This is a genomic window from Paenibacillus sp. J22R56, from assembly GCF_056269375.1.
In genome coordinates this window covers 147,604-166,378 of record NZ_JBWDNV010000005.1, presented here as the reverse complement: position 1 = coordinate 166,378, position 18,775 = coordinate 147,604, and the positions used below count along the sequence as shown (strand labels likewise).

General features: G+C 44.5%; 16 protein-coding genes. 10 read left to right on the top strand and 6 right to left on the bottom strand.

Annotation, left to right across the window (positions count from 1 at the left end; all coding sequences use genetic code 11):
- Positions 1-56 precede the first annotated feature (56 nt).
- Positions 57-2,363 (bottom strand): helix-turn-helix domain-containing protein, encoded by a 2,307-nt coding sequence (locus tag AC0YNT_RS13725; protein WP_475805096.1) that lies wholly within the window; start codon positions 2,361-2,363, stop codon positions 57-59.
- 116 nt (positions 2,364-2,479) lie between these two features.
- On the opposite strand from AC0YNT_RS13725, the gene AC0YNT_RS13720 reads away from it, so the two are divergent.
- The 7 genes from AC0YNT_RS13720 to AC0YNT_RS13690 all read left to right on the top strand — a co-directional run bounded on the left by AC0YNT_RS13720 (position 2,480) and on the right by AC0YNT_RS13690 (position 9,992).
- The gene (locus AC0YNT_RS13720) at positions 2,480-3,985 is read left to right on the top strand and encodes an extracellular solute-binding protein (RefSeq protein WP_475805095.1); all 1,506 of its coding nucleotides are present in this window, start codon (positions 2,480-2,482) and stop codon (positions 3,983-3,985) included.
- Between the two features lie 189 nt (positions 3,986-4,174).
- A complete protein-coding gene (locus tag AC0YNT_RS13715; RefSeq protein WP_475805094.1) occupies positions 4,175-5,734 on the top strand; it encodes an extracellular solute-binding protein in 1,560 nt (519 codons plus the stop codon).
- A gap of 85 nt (positions 5,735-5,819) precedes the next feature.
- Positions 5,820-6,773: an ABC transporter permease gene (locus AC0YNT_RS13710; protein ID WP_475805093.1), complete on the top strand. Its 954-nt coding sequence runs from the start codon at positions 5,820-5,822 to the stop codon at positions 6,771-6,773.
- Between the two features lie 22 nt (positions 6,774-6,795).
- A complete protein-coding gene (locus AC0YNT_RS13705) occupies positions 6,796-7,671 on the top strand; it encodes a carbohydrate ABC transporter permease (protein WP_167279815.1) in 876 nt (291 codons plus the stop codon).
- A 149-nt stretch (positions 7,672-7,820) separates the two neighbouring features.
- On the top strand, positions 7,821-8,243 hold the full coding sequence (locus AC0YNT_RS13700; RefSeq protein WP_475805092.1) for a hypothetical protein: 423 nt from the start codon (positions 7,821-7,823) through the stop codon (positions 8,241-8,243).
- Between the two features lie 19 nt (positions 8,244-8,262).
- Entirely contained in the window at positions 8,263-8,622 is a 360-nt protein-coding gene (locus AC0YNT_RS13695) for a winged helix-turn-helix transcriptional regulator (protein ID WP_475805091.1), read from the top strand.
- Positions 8,623-8,813: 191 nt separating this feature from the next.
- Positions 8,814-9,992, top strand: a complete 1,179-nt coding sequence (locus AC0YNT_RS13690) for an MFS transporter (RefSeq protein WP_475805090.1) — start codon at positions 8,814-8,816, stop codon at positions 9,990-9,992.
- Positions 9,993-10,218: 226 nt separating this feature from the next.
- On the opposite strand, the gene AC0YNT_RS13685 is transcribed toward AC0YNT_RS13690, so the two are convergent.
- A complete protein-coding gene (locus tag AC0YNT_RS13685; protein WP_475805318.1) occupies positions 10,219-11,082 on the bottom strand; it encodes a helix-turn-helix domain-containing protein in 864 nt (287 codons plus the stop codon).
- 302 nt (positions 11,083-11,384) lie between these two features.
- Between AC0YNT_RS13685 and AC0YNT_RS13680 the strand changes: the two genes are divergently transcribed.
- From AC0YNT_RS13680 to AC0YNT_RS13670, 3 genes are all read left to right on the top strand, one after another.
- Positions 11,385-12,314, top strand: a complete 930-nt coding sequence (locus AC0YNT_RS13680) for an ABC transporter permease (RefSeq protein ID WP_475805089.1) — start codon at positions 11,385-11,387, stop codon at positions 12,312-12,314.
- A 67-nt stretch (positions 12,315-12,381) separates the two neighbouring features.
- The gene (locus tag AC0YNT_RS13675) at positions 12,382-13,203 is read left to right on the top strand and encodes a carbohydrate ABC transporter permease (RefSeq protein WP_441890497.1); all 822 of its coding nucleotides are present in this window, start codon (positions 12,382-12,384) and stop codon (positions 13,201-13,203) included.
- 69 nt (positions 13,204-13,272) lie between these two features.
- Positions 13,273-14,958, top strand: a complete 1,686-nt coding sequence (locus AC0YNT_RS13670) for an ABC transporter substrate-binding protein (protein ID WP_475805088.1) — start codon at positions 13,273-13,275, stop codon at positions 14,956-14,958.
- A gap of 57 nt (positions 14,959-15,015) precedes the next feature.
- Here the strand turns inward: AC0YNT_RS13670 and pstB are convergent, their stop codons facing one another.
- The 4 genes from pstB to AC0YNT_RS13650 form a co-directional block, all read right to left on the bottom strand.
- The gene (gene pstB / locus AC0YNT_RS13665; RefSeq protein WP_167279822.1) at positions 15,016-15,774 is read right to left on the bottom strand and encodes a phosphate ABC transporter ATP-binding protein PstB; all 759 of its coding nucleotides are present in this window, start codon (positions 15,772-15,774) and stop codon (positions 15,016-15,018) included.
- Positions 15,775-15,858: 84 nt separating this feature from the next.
- A complete protein-coding gene (pstA, locus tag AC0YNT_RS13660) occupies positions 15,859-16,746 on the bottom strand; it encodes a phosphate ABC transporter permease PstA (RefSeq protein ID WP_475805087.1) in 888 nt (295 codons plus the stop codon).
- Entirely contained in the window at positions 16,743-17,645 is a 903-nt protein-coding gene (gene pstC, locus AC0YNT_RS13655; protein WP_167279824.1) for a phosphate ABC transporter permease subunit PstC, read from the bottom strand. Before pstC ends, pstA begins: the two co-directional genes overlap by 4 nt.
- Positions 17,646-17,738: 93 nt before the next feature.
- Positions 17,739-18,671, bottom strand: a complete 933-nt coding sequence (locus tag AC0YNT_RS13650; protein WP_475805086.1) for a phosphate ABC transporter substrate-binding protein — start codon at positions 18,669-18,671, stop codon at positions 17,739-17,741.
- Positions 18,672-18,775: the final 104 nt, after the last annotated feature.

Genomic DNA, 18,775 nt, shown 5'->3' with positions numbered 1-18,775 from the left:
CCCCGAGCAATGGCGATCGGAAGAACATTCGAATGCGCAGTGAGCTGCCTTTAACCCTAAGAAGAAACATGCTTATCCCTGTACTGCCCCGGAGTAATCCCTTCCAGCTTGCGGAACGAACGGATGAAGTTTTGCGGATTATTGTAGCAAAGACGTGCGGCAATGTCTTTGATCGAAATATCGGTTTCTCTCAGCCACTTCTTGGCCATGCTGAACCGGTAAGTCGCCAGATACTCGCTGAACGAGCTGTTTGTTTCTTTACGGAAAACGCTGCTTAAATAGTTGGCATTATAATTAAGCCTCGATGCACATTCCTCAAGCGAAAGATCAGTATCGTAATGATGATGAATCAGATCGATAATTTTTTCCGATATATTATGATATTGAGCATCCTGCCGATCCCGGAAGATTTGTATCATCGGATGAATCACTCTCGTCCAGAACCACTCCTCGATTTCCGGCACCGTATTCAAATGAAGAAGATCCTCAAATAAAGAGCTTTTGCCGGGATGAATTTGATAAAGGCTAATCCCTGATTCTTGTTTCACAATCAATAAACTATTCAATAATCGAACTAGCGGAAGATGATATTCCTGCGGTGACATCTGATCTGAGAAGACGGGTCCAAGGAAGGAACGAAGCAGCTCCTTCGATTTATCCTTATCTGCCAATTTGATCGCATCAATCAACTCGTTCTCCAGATGGCTCGGATAGTTGATATTCAAATAATGTTTGCCTTGGTTAACGTTCTCGTACTGAATGACAATACCTTCCCCTAACTTGAGACGATGCTTCAGCGCATCCAAGCCTTCTTGATAGGCGAGTGAAATATGTGCTATCGAATCGAAAGGTAAGCTGATCCCGATGCTGACTTTTAACTCGAGCAGCGTCTGGATTTGCTGCTGCAAATGCTCGGTTAATTCAAATAAGGCGGTCTTAAAGTCGTTTATCTCTACCGTTGCACTGCCAAATAAAGTCGCTACGGTATGATCGATCGTCACAGAGCCAAGCCTGTTGCTTGCAGGAATAAGTTCTTCAATCATATTATGAATGGCGAATAACAGCAGTTCTGTATCTCTTTTCTCATAGCGGGTCCCATCCAGTGAATCAATCTGGAAGGTGACAACAGCCAGCGATTCCCACGCCTGAAGCTGCGTGCTGTAGCCAAACCTCTCCAGCTGTTCAGTGAGATCGTTATTTTTAACCTGACCTTGGAACGTTTTGGCTAGGAATAACGTACGAACCTGCTTAAGATGCTGCTGAAGCTCACTCTCGAGCTGGGTTTTAGATTGAAAGAGCTGCTGAATTTGCTCGCCTATTGCTTGGAATTCATTCTTACGGTTCTGCCGAATCTCTGGGGTGCGAACGTCCATCTGCTTCAGCAGTATTTGAATAGGAGAATACATCCGCCTTGAACCAATCCATGCGAGCAGCATCGTAACAAGAAGCATAAATAAGCAGACAACAAGCGTGTAAATGCCAATCTTTTGCGATTCTTTCGTCAAGCTGGCAATAGAGGTGAAGGACAGATAGATCCAGCCGTTGGTTGGCGATTTATAATAAGTGACCGAGTACTTCTGATCGTTAATGAGTGACATGAATTGCCCGGATTGTTCGTTCAGCTTCTCTGCATCAGTAAATCCGGTAACCGATATGGATTGACCAATCACAGAATGGTCGGGGTGAAGCAGGATACGATGCTTGTCGTCCAAAACCATTGTTGTATCCGATTGCTCGGGATCGTATTGCAGTAAGGTTTGCAGGCTGCAGGAAGGAATGTTAGCCATGATGAGCCCGTATGGGTTACGTTCCGTAACTGGCAGTTTTTTGATCAGGCTAATGTTATATTCACACTTGCCGCTGTCTGCGCTTTCTTCGCTATAGAACCAGACGGATGGATTCATCGTCCAAGCGGTATTCTCGTTGGATTGTATAAGCGCTGACAGCTGTTCGTGGTAAGCATATTGATCAAACCGATATAGACCAGAATTTTTGATCATCCAGTTATGGCGGCTGTTGATCAGCACGACGTCTTCCAGCTTCGTATCAAAGGATTGCATATGTAGAAGCTCATCACGTAAGTTGTCATAAAGTGTGAAATCGCTTACATTTAAAGGGCTGTTCATCGCTTTTTTTAAGACGTTGGAGTTGATGACCTGATTTAAAGTATGGTTGACAGTTGTCAGGATTTGATCTACATTGGCATTAATTTGAACAAGAAGTTGATATTTTCCTTTATTTACATCTTTTTGTATTTCGTTTGATGAAGTGACGTATGAAAAGATGCCGATGAATAATACGGGCAATGTGCTTAACAAGAAACCGAAGACGGTCATTTTGGTTAGAAAACTAAAAGAGCGCATCCATTACCAACACCTTATCCTCTTTATATGTGTATATTGTAGGTCATTTACCATCGATTGGACAATAATCATTAGATCCTAGAGTAATCATTATTGCAGATTCAGGGGGAATTTCGATGTTTCTAAAGGATGTAATCAGCAGAAAGAAGCGAATCTCGGGAATAGTGATGGCGGCGATTTTCCTTAGTTCATGCAGCAATCAGACCGGATCAGAAGTATTTGAGAAGAGTCAATCCAGGCCTGTCATCACGATTATGGCTCCACTTCATTTTCCGCAAGGTCCGGATTCAGCTCTCGTTCAGCAGCTTGAAGAAATGACGGGTACAAAGCTCATGATCGACTGGGTTCCCGACGAAATTTATACGGATAAGATGAATGCGGCATTAACGATGAATTCACTCAAGAAAGCGACGTTTGTGAAATATACCGATTACATATTTCTAAAGAGCGCGATTCGCTCCGGCATGTTCTGGGAGGTTGGGTCATACTTAGACGAATATCCTAACCTTAGAAGGTTAAATGATAATATTCTGAGCCAAACGGCAGTTGATGGTAAAATATATGGCTTGTACACGGAGCGGCCGTCTTCTCGGCAAGGTGTTATTCTTAGGGAGGATTGGTTGGAGAATCTCCAGCTTGAAGCTCCAAAAACGCTTGATCAGCTTTATAACGTACTAAAGCAGTTTACAGTCAAAGATCCGGATCAGAACGGAAAAGATGATACCTTTGGGTTAACGGACCGGAATGATCTTGTATTTGGAGCATTCAAGACGCTTAGTTCCTATTTTGGCACCCCAAATAACTGGATTGCACAAGATCATCGGATTATTCCGGAGTTCGAGACAACGCAGTATAGAGATACGATGAACTTTATGAAGAAGCTGTATGATGAGAAGCTCATTAACCAGGATTTTGTCGTGACCAGTAAGGATATCCAGCGAAATATGCTCATCAGTGGAAAAGCTGGTGTTTATATCGGCAGTATGACGGATGTACAGCGTCTATCGAATGAAGCAAAGCAGTTTAATCCTGAGGCGCGCTTTACAGTCGTGAACCGGATTGAAGGACCTGAAGGCTACAAGGTATGGTCGATTCCCAATTTCAATGGGCTGTTCCTGTTCTCGAAGAGTGCGATTAAGACGGAGGATGAGCTGAAGCAGGTGCTTGGCTTTTTTGACCGAACAATGGAAGCAGATGCCGCAAACTTGATGAAATATGGAATAGAAGGCAGGCACTATACACTGGCAGGCAAAGAAGTACAGCTTCCTGTTAAGAATGAACAGCTTCGTATTGACGAAGTCAGCCCACTGTATTCTTTGATGATTGCCGATTTGAGCAATCCCAATCTGATGCAGGTCGCACAGGAAGATCCGCTGCTGGCGTTAGCTGAGAAGCTGAGCGTCGATAATGAGAAGTTTATCGTTAAGGATCCAACAGTGAACCTCGAATCCGTCGCTTTTGATGAGCATAGTGAGGATTTGAACCAGATCATCAGTGATGCGACCTATCAATATATTCTTGGACAAATGGATGAAGCAGGATTTAATCAAGAGATTGAGAAGTGGCGGCGCAGCGGCGGCGAGCAGATTATTGAGGAATATACGAAATCCTATTTTGAATAGAAGGTTAAGAAATCCGCCTCGTGTCTGCGAGGCGGATTTCTTTTGTTGTCATCGGAGAGGATCATAATCATTTCTTCAGATCAGGCTAGATGAGCGGTTAATGTGTACGAATGATTGTATCCGTAATGAATGGGCGGGAGGTATGGTTGATCTGCAGCACATCCAATATCGAGGTGGAGGCCAATGAACATGAACAAAAAGGGGTTTGCTTTTCTATTAGGAACGGTAATGAGCCTCAGCATGGTTCTTACTGCATGCAGCAGCAATAATAACAGTCCAGCGAATAACGGGGGCAATCAAGCCACTCCAACGACAAGTACGGAAGCTTCGCCGGAGGCATCAGAACCAGCAGCGGAGAAGCCAACAGAGATTACGATTATGCTCCCGCTTAACGTTGCACAGACACCACCTGACACGATTAAGAATGAGATCGAGAAGCTGACGAATACGAAGCTGACGTATCAATTTTTCCCGGCTGACACTTATGAAGATAAACTAAACACGACCTTGGCTACCGGTGGTCTCCCGCAAGTTACGTATTTGAAAAACCAAGCGACTTTCGTTCAAATGAAAGGTGCGATTCGTGATGGTCAGTTCTGGGAGATCGGACCTCTGTTAAGCGAATTCCCGAATCTAAACAAGCTGAAGCCTCTCATCTTGAACAATACGAAGGTAGACGGCAAGCTATATTCGCTGTATATCGGCAGACCACTTGCCCGCCAAGGCATTATATACCGCAAGGACTGGGCCGACTCTCTTGGACTGAAGAAGCCCGAGACGGTAGATGAAGTGATCGCGATGGCCAAAGCTTTTACCGAACAGGATCCGGATGGGGACAAAAAAGCAAACACGATTGGACTCGCCGACCGGAATGACTTGGTCTATGGTGCATTTAAGACGATTGCCTCCTGGTATGCTACGCCAAATAACTGGGGCGAAAAGGATGGAAAGCTGGAGCCAGACTTCACCTTCCCACAATATACAGCAGCTATGGACGCGATGAAGCAAATCCGTGATGCTGGCGCCATGAACAAAGATTTTGCAGCAACATCCAAAACCGATCAAATCAGCTTGTTTACAAGCGGCAAGGCTGGCCTTTACATCGGCTCCATGTCGGACATCGATTCTTTGAATAAAGACCTGATCAAAAACGTACCAACAGCGGTTGTGGATACATTAGCTCTTATTAAAGGGCCAAACGGCGAGCAAGCTACCTGGGCGATTCCAGGCTACAACAACGTTGTCTTGTTCCCGAAATCAGCAATTAAAGATGAAGAGGCATTAAAGAAAGTACTGGCATTCTACGATAAGTTGATGACACCTGAAGTTGCGAACACCATGTTCTGGGGAATTGAAGGAACGCATTATACCGTAGAAGAGGGTAAGGCAAAGGTTACAGAGGATGGCGATCTGATTGAACGTGAGGTTAAAGGGTTCAAAGACAGTCTGATCGGTGAAGCAGAGACGAATGGCATGTACGAAGGGTTCTATACATTGCCAGGACGTATTAACGCAGAAGCTTTTACAAAAGAGAATGAGAAAATTGCCATCATGGATCCTACTGCAGCACTTGATTCCCCGACCTATACAGAAAAAGGGGTAGAGCTGCAAACTCTCATTACGGATGCGACTTACAAGTATATTTACGGTGAAATCGATAAAGCCGGCTTTGATAAAGCGGTCGAAGAGTGGAAAAAACGCGGCGGCGACAAAATTATCGAAGAGTTTAATGCGGTGTACAAAAAATAATTCGTTCCAAGTAAGGAAAGCCGAAGAGGCTGGCTGATCCATCAACCGCCTCTTCGATCTACACATGAAGAGAGGAAGAAGCAGGATGCGGGAAGTGATCGTTCACCCGGAGCAAGTGCAGTTGCCTAGAACAGGAAGCGGGATCACGAGGCGTCTTCGCCGCAATATATGGCTGTATGTCATGGTGCTGCCAGGACTCCTCTATTTTTTGATTTTCAAGTATGCGCCAATGTTCGGATTGATTATTGCGTTCCAGGACTTTAAACCGTTCAAGGGGATAAAGGGAAGTGAATGGGTAGGCTTTGAGCATTTCAACCGTTTATTTACCGAACCCGATTTTCTGAACATATTGAGTAACACGTTAATATTGTTTGGCTTTAATTTATTGTTTTATTTTCCAATTCCGATTGTACTGGCTTTAATGCTGAATGAGCTAAGGATGAATTCATTCAAACAATTGTTCCAAACCCTTATCTATTTGCCGCATTTTATGTCATGGGTCATTATCGTGTCGATCAGCTATGTGATGCTGACGATGGATGGAGGGATCGTAAATGCGGTCCTTGAACAATTCGGATTGAAAAAAATCAATTTTTTGCTTAGCCCGGAATGGTTCCGTCCAACTTATATTCTTCAGGTCATCTGGCGGGAAGCTGGCTGGGGAACCATTATTTATTTGGCGGCTATGGCAGCGATCGACCCGCAGCTGTATGAAGCAGCACGTATGGACGGCGCGGGACGAGTAGAGCAAATCTGGCATATTACGCTTCCAGCCATCCGCAGCGTTATCATCGTACTGCTCATTCTGAAGATTGGCGATGTATTGGAGCTTGGCTTCGAGCATGTCTATTTGCTGCTTAATGCGATGAATCGGGATGTAGCGGAAATTATTGATACGTATGTATACACGGCGGGATTAAAGCAAGGGAAGTTCAGCTATAGTACAGCGATCGGACTGTTTAAATCCGTTATTGGGCTTGTCATGGTCATTTCTGCGAACAGGCTTTCCAAGAAATTCGGATCAGAAGGAATCTATTAAGCTATGACCAGGAGGAATCAGCATGATACAGGATCGCACATTAGGAAGCCGGCTGTTTGGCATCGTGAATTTTACGCTGCTCGCGATCTTTTCGCTAGCCACCGTTCTCCCGTTCATCCATGTCGTAGCCGGCTCTTTAACGACAAGCGCGGAGATGGCGGTCAAGAAATTTATTATTTTCCCGACAGATATAAGCTTTGAAGCTTATCGCTTCGTCTTCTCGACGAATACGATATTCCGCTCCATAGCGGTATCGATCGGAATAACCTTAATTGGTACAGCCTTCAGTATGCTTGTTACTTCGATGATGGCATACGGTTTGTCCCGCAAAGATCTCGATGGCCGCAAGGGCTTGATGTTTATGGTTGTATTCACCATGTTGTTTAATGGGGGACTTATACCTACCTTTCTTGTTGTAAAAGAGCTCCATTTAATCGATACGTATGCGGCTCTTATCTTACCGCTCACGATTAGTGCGTTCAACATGATCATTCTCCGCAATTTCTTCCAGAACATTCCGGAAGGGCTGGAGGAATCGGCAAAGATTGACGGCTGCAGCGATTTTGGTATCCTGTTCCGAATCGTGCTTCCGCTGTCGATGCCGGCTATTGCGACCATTTCGCTTTTCTATGCTGTAACCTATTGGAACACGTACTTGAATGCAATTTTGTACTTGAACGACAGCAAAATGTGGCCGATCCAGGTGCTGCTGCGTCAAATCGTCGTTCTAGCAAGCGGATTTGATTATAGCTCCAGCCTTGACGGCGCCGTGCCCCCACCGGATCAGGCGGTGAAGATGGCGGTTATCGTAGTCGCTACACTTCCGATTCTGGCCGTATATCCGTTCCTTCAGAAGCATTTTGCCAAAGGCGCGCTGCTTGGCTCGATTAAAGGATAGAAAAGCGAAAAACCTCGCTAATAGTGAGGTTTTTCGCGCGTAAGCGGATATATAAGGTGCGAGGATGGGTTCAGATGTAGTGTGCAGAATTGGCTAATTGTGGTAAAGTCAGCATATAGCGGCGTATCCCATGTACATGGAGGAATCAATTGAACAAGATAGGTTGTATTCTTTTATTGGTTATCTTTGTTCTTACTGGATGCAATCGTTCTTCATCCTCATTGGAGGAAGTACACTTCAACCATCTGAATAAAGAGGTTAGGGCATTTGTCGATCAGTTCAAAGACCAAAATGGGATCTTCTTATATTCTCGAGTAGGTGAAGATGAGTACTTTATCGTGAACTATGCAACAATTCAGCAAGGTGAGCCGGCGAAATTCCTGGATGATATTCATGCGGAGATCCGCGGTCAAGTCTTTACGATTATAATGAAAGAAAAGGAGACATCTGATCTCCAAGATGAACGGTTGAAGAAACTTTCTATTTTCAAGATTAATAAGAATCATAAGATTGATAGTATACAAGTCATTAAGAATGGAAAAGCGATACCGATTGATAGTGAGGGCAGCTGATGATAGTAGGAGGGACAACATGGAAGGCAACAATGAAGCAATCAACAATGAAAATACAGGCTCAAGCATTTGTGAAGTTCTGCAGATTTTAGGGGCAAAGTGGGCTTTTCTTGTTCTTGAGGAGCTGATGATTGGACCACTTCGCTTTAATCAGCTTCAACGGAACATATCGGTCGTGAAGACCCAATCGTTAACGAATACGGTTCGTCATCTGGAGAACAATGGTCTTGTTTTGCGCCAAGTGTTCCCGACGGTACCCGTATCCGTGGAATACTCGTTGACGGAGAAGGGCAGAGATTTTCAAGCAGCACTCAGAGAGATGGAGAAATGGGTTCAAAAATGGGGCGACTCGCCTCATCCAAGGTTTAGTCGTACTTAAATAGAAGGTTCCTTAAAACCGCAAGAGCTTCGTGCTCTTGCGGTTTTTTGTGTTAAAGTCACTTACCAAATGGTTAGTTACTCCAAATAGATGGATTATAGCAAAACAAATTGCGTTCTTACTAAAAGTAAGTTGCTTCGTTATAATTCGAATATAGCAAGCAAATGAAGAGGAAGAAAGGATGTGCAGTTATGAATCGAATGGTGATTTATGTCTTAATGATAGCGGTATTCTTTACGGCAACCTCGGAGCTCGTGATCGCTGGAATTTTAAATGTATTAGCGGATCAAATGCAAATATCGGTGAGCCTTGCTGGACAGCTTATAACGGCTTATTCGCTCGCTTTTGCCATTGGAACGCCAATTATTATCACACTTACAGCCAAATTTCCGAGGAAAAAGCTAATGCTTATGGCAATCGCCGTTTTTATATTAGGCAATTTGATTTCAATTGTAAGCACCAGTTTTATTGTATTAATGGCTGGACGGATGATTCTTGGAGTTAGCTCAGGTGTATTTATGGTGGCAGCATTCAGCGCAGCAGCAAAGCTGGTGCCGGTTGAAAAAATAGGCAGTGCAATGGGGACGATCATTCTCGGATTCAGCAGCGCAATGATCCTTGGTGTACCGCTTGGAGTTGCTTTAACCAATATGTTTAACTGGCAGATGATTTTTCTGGTCCTCGGAGCAGGAGGGATTGTGATTCTGATTGGCCTCACTCTTCTGCTGCCGCAGATCGAAGGTGATTCCCCAGTTCCTTTCAAGCAGCAGTTAGGTGTATTAGCTAATCCTGTCATCTTCTTCGCACTGCTGCTTGTTCTATTTAGAGAAGCTGGCAACTCCGTTATGTTTACGTATATCGCTTCATTCCTTAGTTCAATTCTTCATAGAAGTACAACTGAAATTGGCATGATGATGCTGCTGTTCGGTATTGCAGGTGCAGTTGGTGCACGGATTGGAGGCTCAGCTGTAGACAAATGGGGCAGTGCCAAATTAATTATGATTGGAGTTATGATCCATGTCTTAGCGCTTCTTCTTCTGCCATTAGCCGTCGATTCCTTCCCGCTCGCCCTTACACTTCTATCCTTGTGGATCATGTCGATGTTTACTTTAGGTCCAGCTACACAAACCTATTTCATCGAGAGAGCGCCTCAATCCTCGAATCTTATCATCAGCTTGAATATTTCAGTCACACAGGTTGGGATTGCTGCAGGCGCAGGTGTTGGAGGAATGGTTGTAGATTGGAACGACACAGTACTATACAATCCATTAGTAGCAGGCATTGTACTAGTTCTCGCCTTGGTCGCAGCGACAGTGTCTATTCAAAAGAGTAAGCAGAGCTTACCCAAATTAAAGGGAAGCAGCCTCTAATGTTTATAAACAAATGGCCGTGCAGAATAAACCTGCACGGCCACTTGATTTTATTCCCTCTCAAAAAAACGGTTAAATGCAACGGAGCATTTCGAATGATTCTGGAGAAACGTAGTGCTCGCTTTTGTGAGGGGATTCCAATCCTATTGGAATAGTTCAAAGGAATCCCCAAGCAATGGCGATCGGAAGAACATTCGAATGCGCAGTTTGTCAAGTTATCCGGTTTTTACCCTCTCCCGTGCAAAGCCTTATACTCCGAAGGCGTACATTTTTTATACGTTTTGAACACGCGATTAAAGGTCGGCAGGCTGCCAAAGCCGGATCTCATAGCCACTTCCATAATGGACAGATTAGGATCAGTAAGCAGCTTCTCGGCATGCATGATACGGTGCTGAATCAGATAGTCGTAATAGGATAATCCCATGTACTGCTTAAACATACGGGTAAAGTGATATTTGCTGAAGCCTGACAACTCGGCAAGCTCATCAACGTGAATATCTTCAGTGCAATGCTCGTTCATATAGTTGCATACCTGCAAAAACTTATCGATGTATTTATGCTGCTTATGGCTTTTTGTACGTGGAAAACGACGTTCCTCATGCATGAAGTTACGTCCCAGCGTAACAAAAAAGGAGATGAGCTTCGCGTAGGCAGAAGCTTCTTTCAACATCGTATGGCTGTAATATTCGTTCACAAGCTCTAAAAGCATAGGTCGTAACAGGCTATGAAGCTCCTTATTCTGTTCAGCAGTAATGAGCAGGTAAGGACGAAGCAAATGGAAGGTAGAATCAAAGCCATTTAACGCGTACAGCATCGAGCTGTCAAATTGCAGGATCAGCCTAGTTCCGGAATCCGGTGCAAAAATCTCATGAAGCTCTCCTGGTGGCAGTACTAGAATATCGTTTGGATAGAGGACATGCTTTGTTTCATCAACGATTACCGTGTAGATGTTCTCCAGCGGCATAATGACTTCCACGGCGGTGTGCCAATGAATGGGATAATTCTCGACTTCCTTGTTGAGGAAAACTCGAATTCCGGAATGTTCACCGTATGAGACTGTTTCTTTGGCACCGTTAAGGACTGGGATCATCAATCATTCTTCCTCTCGTTAGTCAGATTGCTACCTATCAGATAATGGCATCCTGTGAACCGAAAAGCAATAAGTCTATCAAAAAAGGCAATATATGAGAAGTGAAAAGCTATATTTACGAAGAGGGGGAAAACAAATAGGGATATAATGAATCCAATGAAAGCGAATACATTTGTCGAAGTATGACATTAAAATTGCATGTATTCATAGTATAGTCCGTTATTCGTGGCAACTTAAATAGTTAAATATAGCTATATTTAAGGGCGGCGTAGACAAAATGGACTAGAGGAGAGTGGAGATAAATGGAAGGCACGAACAAGGCATTGGACGCATCCCCTCTTTGGAGGCATGTCAGAAAAGAATGGAAGCTGTATTCATTCCTTATTATTCCTCTGATCTATTTCATCATCTTCAAGTATGCGCCTATGATCGGAAATGTAATCGCTTTCCGTAAGTATCGCGGCGGACCGAATTTCCTTGGTTCGGAATGGGTTGGATTCCAATATTTCAGGATGTTTATGAAGGATCCTACCTTCTGGCGGGCATTTTACAACAATTTATTCTTAAGTATCTCTTACCTAGTTGTACGGTTCCCATTAACCTTAATTTTTGCCTTGTTGATTAATGAAATTCGGCGGTTGAAGCTGAAGAAGTTCGTTCAGACGGTTTCGTATTTGCCGCATTTTATATCGATGGTTATCTTGGCCGGTATGGTGAAAGAGATGTTGTCCGCGTCAGGCCCGATCAACACTATGCTTGGACATCTCGGCATTGAGCCAATCGCATTTATTTCACTGCCACAATGGTTCTCTACCATTTATGTGACTTCCGGTATGTGGCAGGGTCTTGGCTGGGGTACGATTCTATACCTCGCAGCGATGACAGGTATCAACACCGAATTGTATGAGGCAGCCCGGATTGACGGCGCCAGCCGGATTAGACTCGCATGGCATGTTACGATCCCAGGTATTCTGCCTACCATTATGACGCTTCTTGTTTTAGATATCGGTGGCATAATGGGCTCGAACTTCGAGAAAATCTTGCTCTTGTACAATCCACTTACCTATGAAACGGCAGACGTTATTTCAACCTACGTTTACCGGATGGGTATTACGAACGCTAACTTCAGCTATGCAACGGCTGTTGGTCTGTTCGAAGGGGTTATCGGTTTAATTCTGGTAACGATCGCGAATACGATCTCGAAAAAAACGACGAAATCAAGTCTGTGGTAGGAAGGAGTGCTTAAGCGTGAAAGTAACTTCAGGTTCTCGATTGTTTAATGGCATCAATGCCTTAATTATGACGCTGGTCGTACTCTTTACCTTGTATCCATTTGTTTATCTCATTGCGCAGTCTTTTAGTTCTGAGGCCGCCGTCTATGGGGGGAAGGTAACGTTCTATCCTGTAGAGTTCACTACACTTACTTATAAAGTTATCTTGAGTAAGCCGGATTTCTTCCAGTACTACGGCAATACGATTTTGTATGCAGTAGTTGGTACGCTTATTGCCGTATCGGCGACAGCTGTAATGGCGTATCCGCTCTCGAAAGAAAAGCTTCGTCTTAACAAGTTTTTTATCCCGTTTGTTCTCTTCACGATGTATTTCGGCGGTGGACTGATCCCGAACTACATTCTGGTGGCCAAAACGCTGGATATGCGTAACACGATTTGGGCTCTTGTTATTCCCGGTGCAATCAGCGCCTTTAACGTTATATTAATGAAAACCTTTTTCTCCAGTCTGCCTAATGAACTAGAGGAATCGGCGAAAGTTGACGGGCTTGATGTTTATGGGATCTTCCTTCGCATTACGCTTCCTTTATCTAAGCCGATTCTGGCAACGATGCTCTTGTTTGTTATCGTAGGGATTTGGAACAGCTGGTTTGATGCTTCTCTGTACTTGCAGTCGAAAGAAAAATGGCCGGTAGCTCTCTATTTACGGCAAGTTATTGAGACGGCTATTAGTCCGGCTGAACTTGGAGCAAGCGCTGAACAAACGACGCAGATTGCCGCGACAGTTAAATCTGCTGCGATGGTATTAACGTCATTGCCTATGATTTGCATCTATCCATTTGTACAAAAGTATTTCGTGCAAGGGATGATGATTGGCGCAGTGAAAGGGTAAACGCGATATAGAACGGAACTGCCGCTAGGCGACTTCTGTTATATATAAATAGTAAAAGGGAGGCACGGCATGAAAAGATTCAGTAGAGCAACTGCATTGATTTTATCGGTCATCATGGTCATGTTCGTAATGGCAGCATGTAGTGGGAACAACAATGGGAAGTCTGGCAATAACGAGGCTTCACCAACAGCGAATAATGGTACAGCTTCACCTGCAGCATCGGATAAACCTGCAGAGGATTACACATTTGGCGAGGATATCACGTTCCATTCCAATGAGCCCGTTAAGTACTCCATGATGTTCAGTGACAACGAAGGTTATCCTTACAAAGAAGACTGGAGAATCTGGAGCGCAATTAAAGAGAAAACAAACGTTTCGTTTGACCTATCGGTTGTCGCTAGAACGGAATATGAGAACCAAAAATCGCTCCTTGTAAACAGTGGCGATGCTCCATATATCATCCCTAAAACTTATGATGAAACAGCATTTGTTGCAGGCGGACAAATCGTTCCGATCAGCGACTATGTACAATACATGCCTAACTTCCAAAAAGCTGTAAAAACTTGGGGCATGGAAAATGACCTGAAGGTAAAAATGCAAGCTAACGGTAAATACTATGTTCTTCCTGGTATGTGGGAAGCACCAGGCGGCGGTTACTCTTTTGTCATCCGCAAAGATATTTTCGAGAAAGCCGGCGTAGATCTGTCCAAAGAAACGAGCTGGACCTATGAAGATTTCTACGCGGCAATGAAAAAAGTTAAAGAATTCACAGGCAAGAAATATGTATTCTCTGATCAATCCAAAGGCGAAGCGACTTTGAATATTGCAGCTGTAGAATACGGCGTAACGGCTGGCTGGGGTAAAGCAAACGGCATGCGCTTCAACCAAGATTCGAAACAATTCGAATTTGCCGATAATACACAAGATTTCAAGGATTATGTTTCGTACTTTAATAAACTGGTAACAGAAGGTCTTATGGACCCTGAATCGTTCACGCAAGAAGACGATGCAGCTAAAGCGAAATTCTACAAAGGCGATACCTATGTAATCAACGCCAACTACCAAGTATTTACTGACTTCCAAACGAAGATGGAAGATCCTGGTGCAGAGCTTATGATGATCACGCCTCCAGGCGGTCCTAAAGGCCAGCTTCAAGTTGAAAACTCACGTCTTGAGAACGGCATTATGATCAGCAAGAACGCACTGAAAGATCTGGGCGAAGAGAAATTTATTGAGATGCTTCGTTTTGTCGACTGGCTCTGGTACTCCGATGAAGGTCAAACACTCAGCCTGTGGGGTGTAGAAGGCGAGACTTATACGAAGGACGCAAGTGGTAAAATTACACTTAATCCAGATATTACGTACAACGGTATGAACCCTACAGCAACGAAGAAATTGAACGCAGACTACGGCTTTGGCGGCGGCGTATTCGCATACGGCGGTACTACAAAGCTGAGACAGTCGAAGATGACAGAAGGCGAAATAGACTTCAATAACCGCATTCTGAACAACCGTCAAGCTCGTCCTGTTACACCGCCAATTATGGCAACAGCAGACGAAAGCGAACAGTTGAACCTGATCTCGAAGCCGCTTATGGACTATGTAAGCACGATGACGCTTAAATTCATCACAGGCCAAGAGAAGATGGACAACTTCGACAGCTATGTAAAACAAACACAAGCAAACGGCAGTGACCGTTACTCGCAAATGGCTAACGAAATCTTCGGAAAAACGAAGAGTATCCTCGGCTACTAAGAATAAACAAAAGGGCTAGGCCACCATTCGGTGCGCCTAGCCCTTTTGTTTATATCATTAGCCGAAACGACCTGTTATATAGTCGTTCGTTCTTTGATGAGTCGGATTAGTGAAGATTGTTTCCGTTTTATCATATTCAACCACATGACCATTTAAGAAGAAGGCTGTCTTCTCCGATACACGTGCTGCCTGATGCATGTTATGTGTCACGATTACGATACTGTAGTCTTGTTTCAGCTCGGAGATCAGCTCCTCGATCTTCGAGGTTGAGATTGGGTCAAGGGCAGAAGCTGGTTCATCCATCAGAATAACATCTGGTTTAACCGCGACTGTGCGGGCAATACATAGACGCTGCTGCTGACCGCCGGATAAGGCAAGCGCTGATTTGTGAAGACGGTCCTTCGTTTCTTCCCAGATCGCAGCTTTCCGAAGTGATTGCTCAACAATCTCATCGAGCTGTTTCTTATTTTTTATGCCATGGTAACGTGGTCCAAAAGCGATATTCTCATAAATCGATTTGTGAAATGGGTTAGGACGCTGCCATACCATGCCGATTTTTTTGCGAAGCGCAACGACATCTGTATCCGTGCCGTTAATATTGCGGTCATCAATCAAGATTTCACCAGTAACCTTGCAAGATGGAATGAGATCATTCATTCGGTTCAAGCTTCTTAGGAACGTCGATTTGCCACAGCCGGAAGGTCCGATCAGTGCAGTGACTTCCTTTTCTGCAAAATCAAGCGAGACATCATGTACGGCATGCTTCTCACCATAGTAGACATTTAATTTCTTAGCGGATAAGGCGATTTCTCCCATTGCTAACTGACCTCCTAAAAAGAATTATCACCCAAATGCCAAGTCTAGGCCATTTGTGGTGATTCTTGCACCGTAAGCATCAGCTTATTTGGATGCAGTAAATTTATTGTGCATATAACGTCCAAGCGCTCTAGCGCCTAAGTTGAAGAGTAGTACAGTAATAATAAGTACAGCCGAAGCGCCAGCAGCAATTTGTGTTGCATCCGGTGCTAGACCTTCCGAGTTGACCTTCCAGATATGAACAGCTAATGTCTCAGCCGGACGCATCGGATTAAGTGGTGAGTCAGAGTGCAACGGGTTCCAATCGGAAAAATCAAGACGTGGGCTGCTCATGCCGGCGGTGAACAGAAGAGCTGCTGCTTCACCGAAGATCCGGCCTGCTGCCAGAATCGAGCCGGAAAGCACGATTGGCAATGCGATCGGCAATTGTACCGAACGAATCGTTTTCCATTTGGAAATACCAAGCGCAAGGCTGGCTTCTTTCTGCTGAACCGGAACGCTGCGAAGACCCTGCTCCGTAATACGGACCATCAGAGGCAGATTGAAGATGGTGAGAGCTAATGCACCTGAGAGTAAGGAGAAGCCAAGGTTAAATTTATTAACGATAACAAGAAGGCCAAACAAACCAACGATTATCGAAGGGAAGGAAGACAATACTTCAACGACGAGACGAATAGCGGAAGTGATTTTGCCAGCCTTAGCGTATTCACTCATATAGATACCTGCACCGATACCAAGCGGTACCGTAATAACCATCGTTAAGACGAGCAAGAACAACGAGTTGAACAGCTGCGGTCCAATACCGCCGCCTTTACGGATGGTTTCCGGTGGAGAGGTAAGGAAATGCCAGCTAATATGACCAAGCCCACGGAACAAAATGTAGCCTAGCAAGCCAATTAAGGCGAGCGCGATCAGGCCAGTTATAAAAACAATAACACCGGTTGCGATTTTATCTACCGTTTTGGCGCTCATAGCTTTTTCCTTCCTTCCAGCCAGCGAATGATAAAGACGAATACAAAGGTCATCATCATGAGAATTAATGCGAGTGACCATAATGCGTTATTTTGAACCGAACCCATTGCCGTATTGCCCATGCTGAGCGTAATGGCACTCGTAAGGGTAGAAGTTGATTCGAACAAGGAATGAGGGATATGCGGCGCATTGCCGATTACCATCTGTACGGCCAGCGCTTCACCAAATGCCCTTGCAATACCTAGAACGATACCTGTCATCTGCGCAGGAAGCGTAGTTGGCAGAACGATGCGATATATAGTTTGCCAACGGGTAGCACCTAGTGCGTAAGAGCCTTCTTTCAGGCCCGACGGCAGAGAGGCTAGTGCATCCGTTGCTATTGTCGTAATAGTAGGTAAAATCATGAAGGCAAGTACAAGCGAGCCTGCTGCTATTCCGACACCTTGACCAGGGAAAATATCGCGGAACAACGGAACGATAACACTGAGACCAACAAATCCGTATACAACGGATGGAATGCCGGCAAGCAGTTCGATCACGGGCTGCATAAACGTACGGCCGATTTTTGGAGAAAGCTCAACCATAAATACTGCTGCACAAAAACCAAGCGGGGCAGCGATAATAGCTGCAAGAATTGATGTGCTGAACGATCCGAAAATAAATGGCAATGCGCCAAACAATGGCGTATCGCTGTCTGGTTTCCATTTCAATCCTGTTAACAAATCTTTTACACTTACGCCGTTTACGATAAAGGTGCTAAGTCCTTTTGAAGCGACGAAGTAAACCATCGAAAAAATGGTGATGATAAGAAACAAGATGCAGATGAATGTATATACTTTGCCAACCCATTCTTCCGCAAGATGCGGCGTGGCTACTTCTCGATCATTAGACTTCTTCATCGTGACCACCCTTTACTTAGTTTACATATAGGCATGAAGTCAAGAGACGAGCTGGCCCGTCTCTTGACTTTGCCTTTATTTATATCTGATCCGTTATTTCGTTACAGCACCTGAAGCATCGCGTTTAACTTCCATTTTGCTTGCTGGGATGTAGCCCAATTCTACAACGTCGCCGTTTTGAACTTCTTCAGAAACCATGTAGTCGAGGAATGCTTTAGTTGCTGCATCAGGCTCGCCTTTTGTATACATGTGCTCGTAAGCCCATACTGGGTAAGAACCGTTTGCTACGTTGTCTTCATTAGCGTCAACGCCTTCGTATTTCAGGGATGTTACCGAGTCATCCAGGTAGGACAGAGCCAGGTAACCGATAGCGCCAGGAGTTTCACTTACGAGCTTCTTAACCGTACCGGAAGCGTCCTCTTGGATCGAACCTGCAAGGTCTTCTGTTTTCGTACCAAGTGCGAATTTCTCGAATGTTGCGCGAGTACCGGAGCTCGATGGACGGTTAACGATTTGGATTTTCTCGTCTTTGCCGCCAACATCTTTCCAGTTCGTAATTTTACCAGTGAAGATATCAACCAGTTGTTGTTTCGTCAGGTTGTCTACGCCTACGTCTTTATTTGTAACAGCAGCCATTGCTACAACTGCTACTTGATGATCAACCAGTTCAGCTGCTTTTCCAGCGTCAAGCTTCTCTTCAGCGAATACGTCGGAGTTACCGATTTGTGCTTGGCCTTCGGATACTTGCGTCAAGCCAGTACCACTGCCGCCGCCTTGTACTTGAATCGATACACCGCTGTTTTTGTCCATGAATTCTTTCGATACTTGGTCAACAAGTGGTTGAAGCGCTGTGGAGCCAGATGCCAGAATCGAACCGGACAAATCAGCGGATGCAGTGTTATTTGTTGAAGCATTGTTCGTAGCAGCTGCGTTTCCGTTGTTAGCACCGTTATTTGTGTTATTGCCGCATGCTGCGAGCGAGAGCGACAATGTTAGTGCCATAGTGACGATCAGAGACTTTTTCATTTTGAGTAGGTTCCCCTTCCAAACTTTCATTTTTGTTTTTTCCTTACAAGAGTCATTGTAGTAGAGCTACGTAAACAGAAAACCCGAATCATGTTAACGCAATG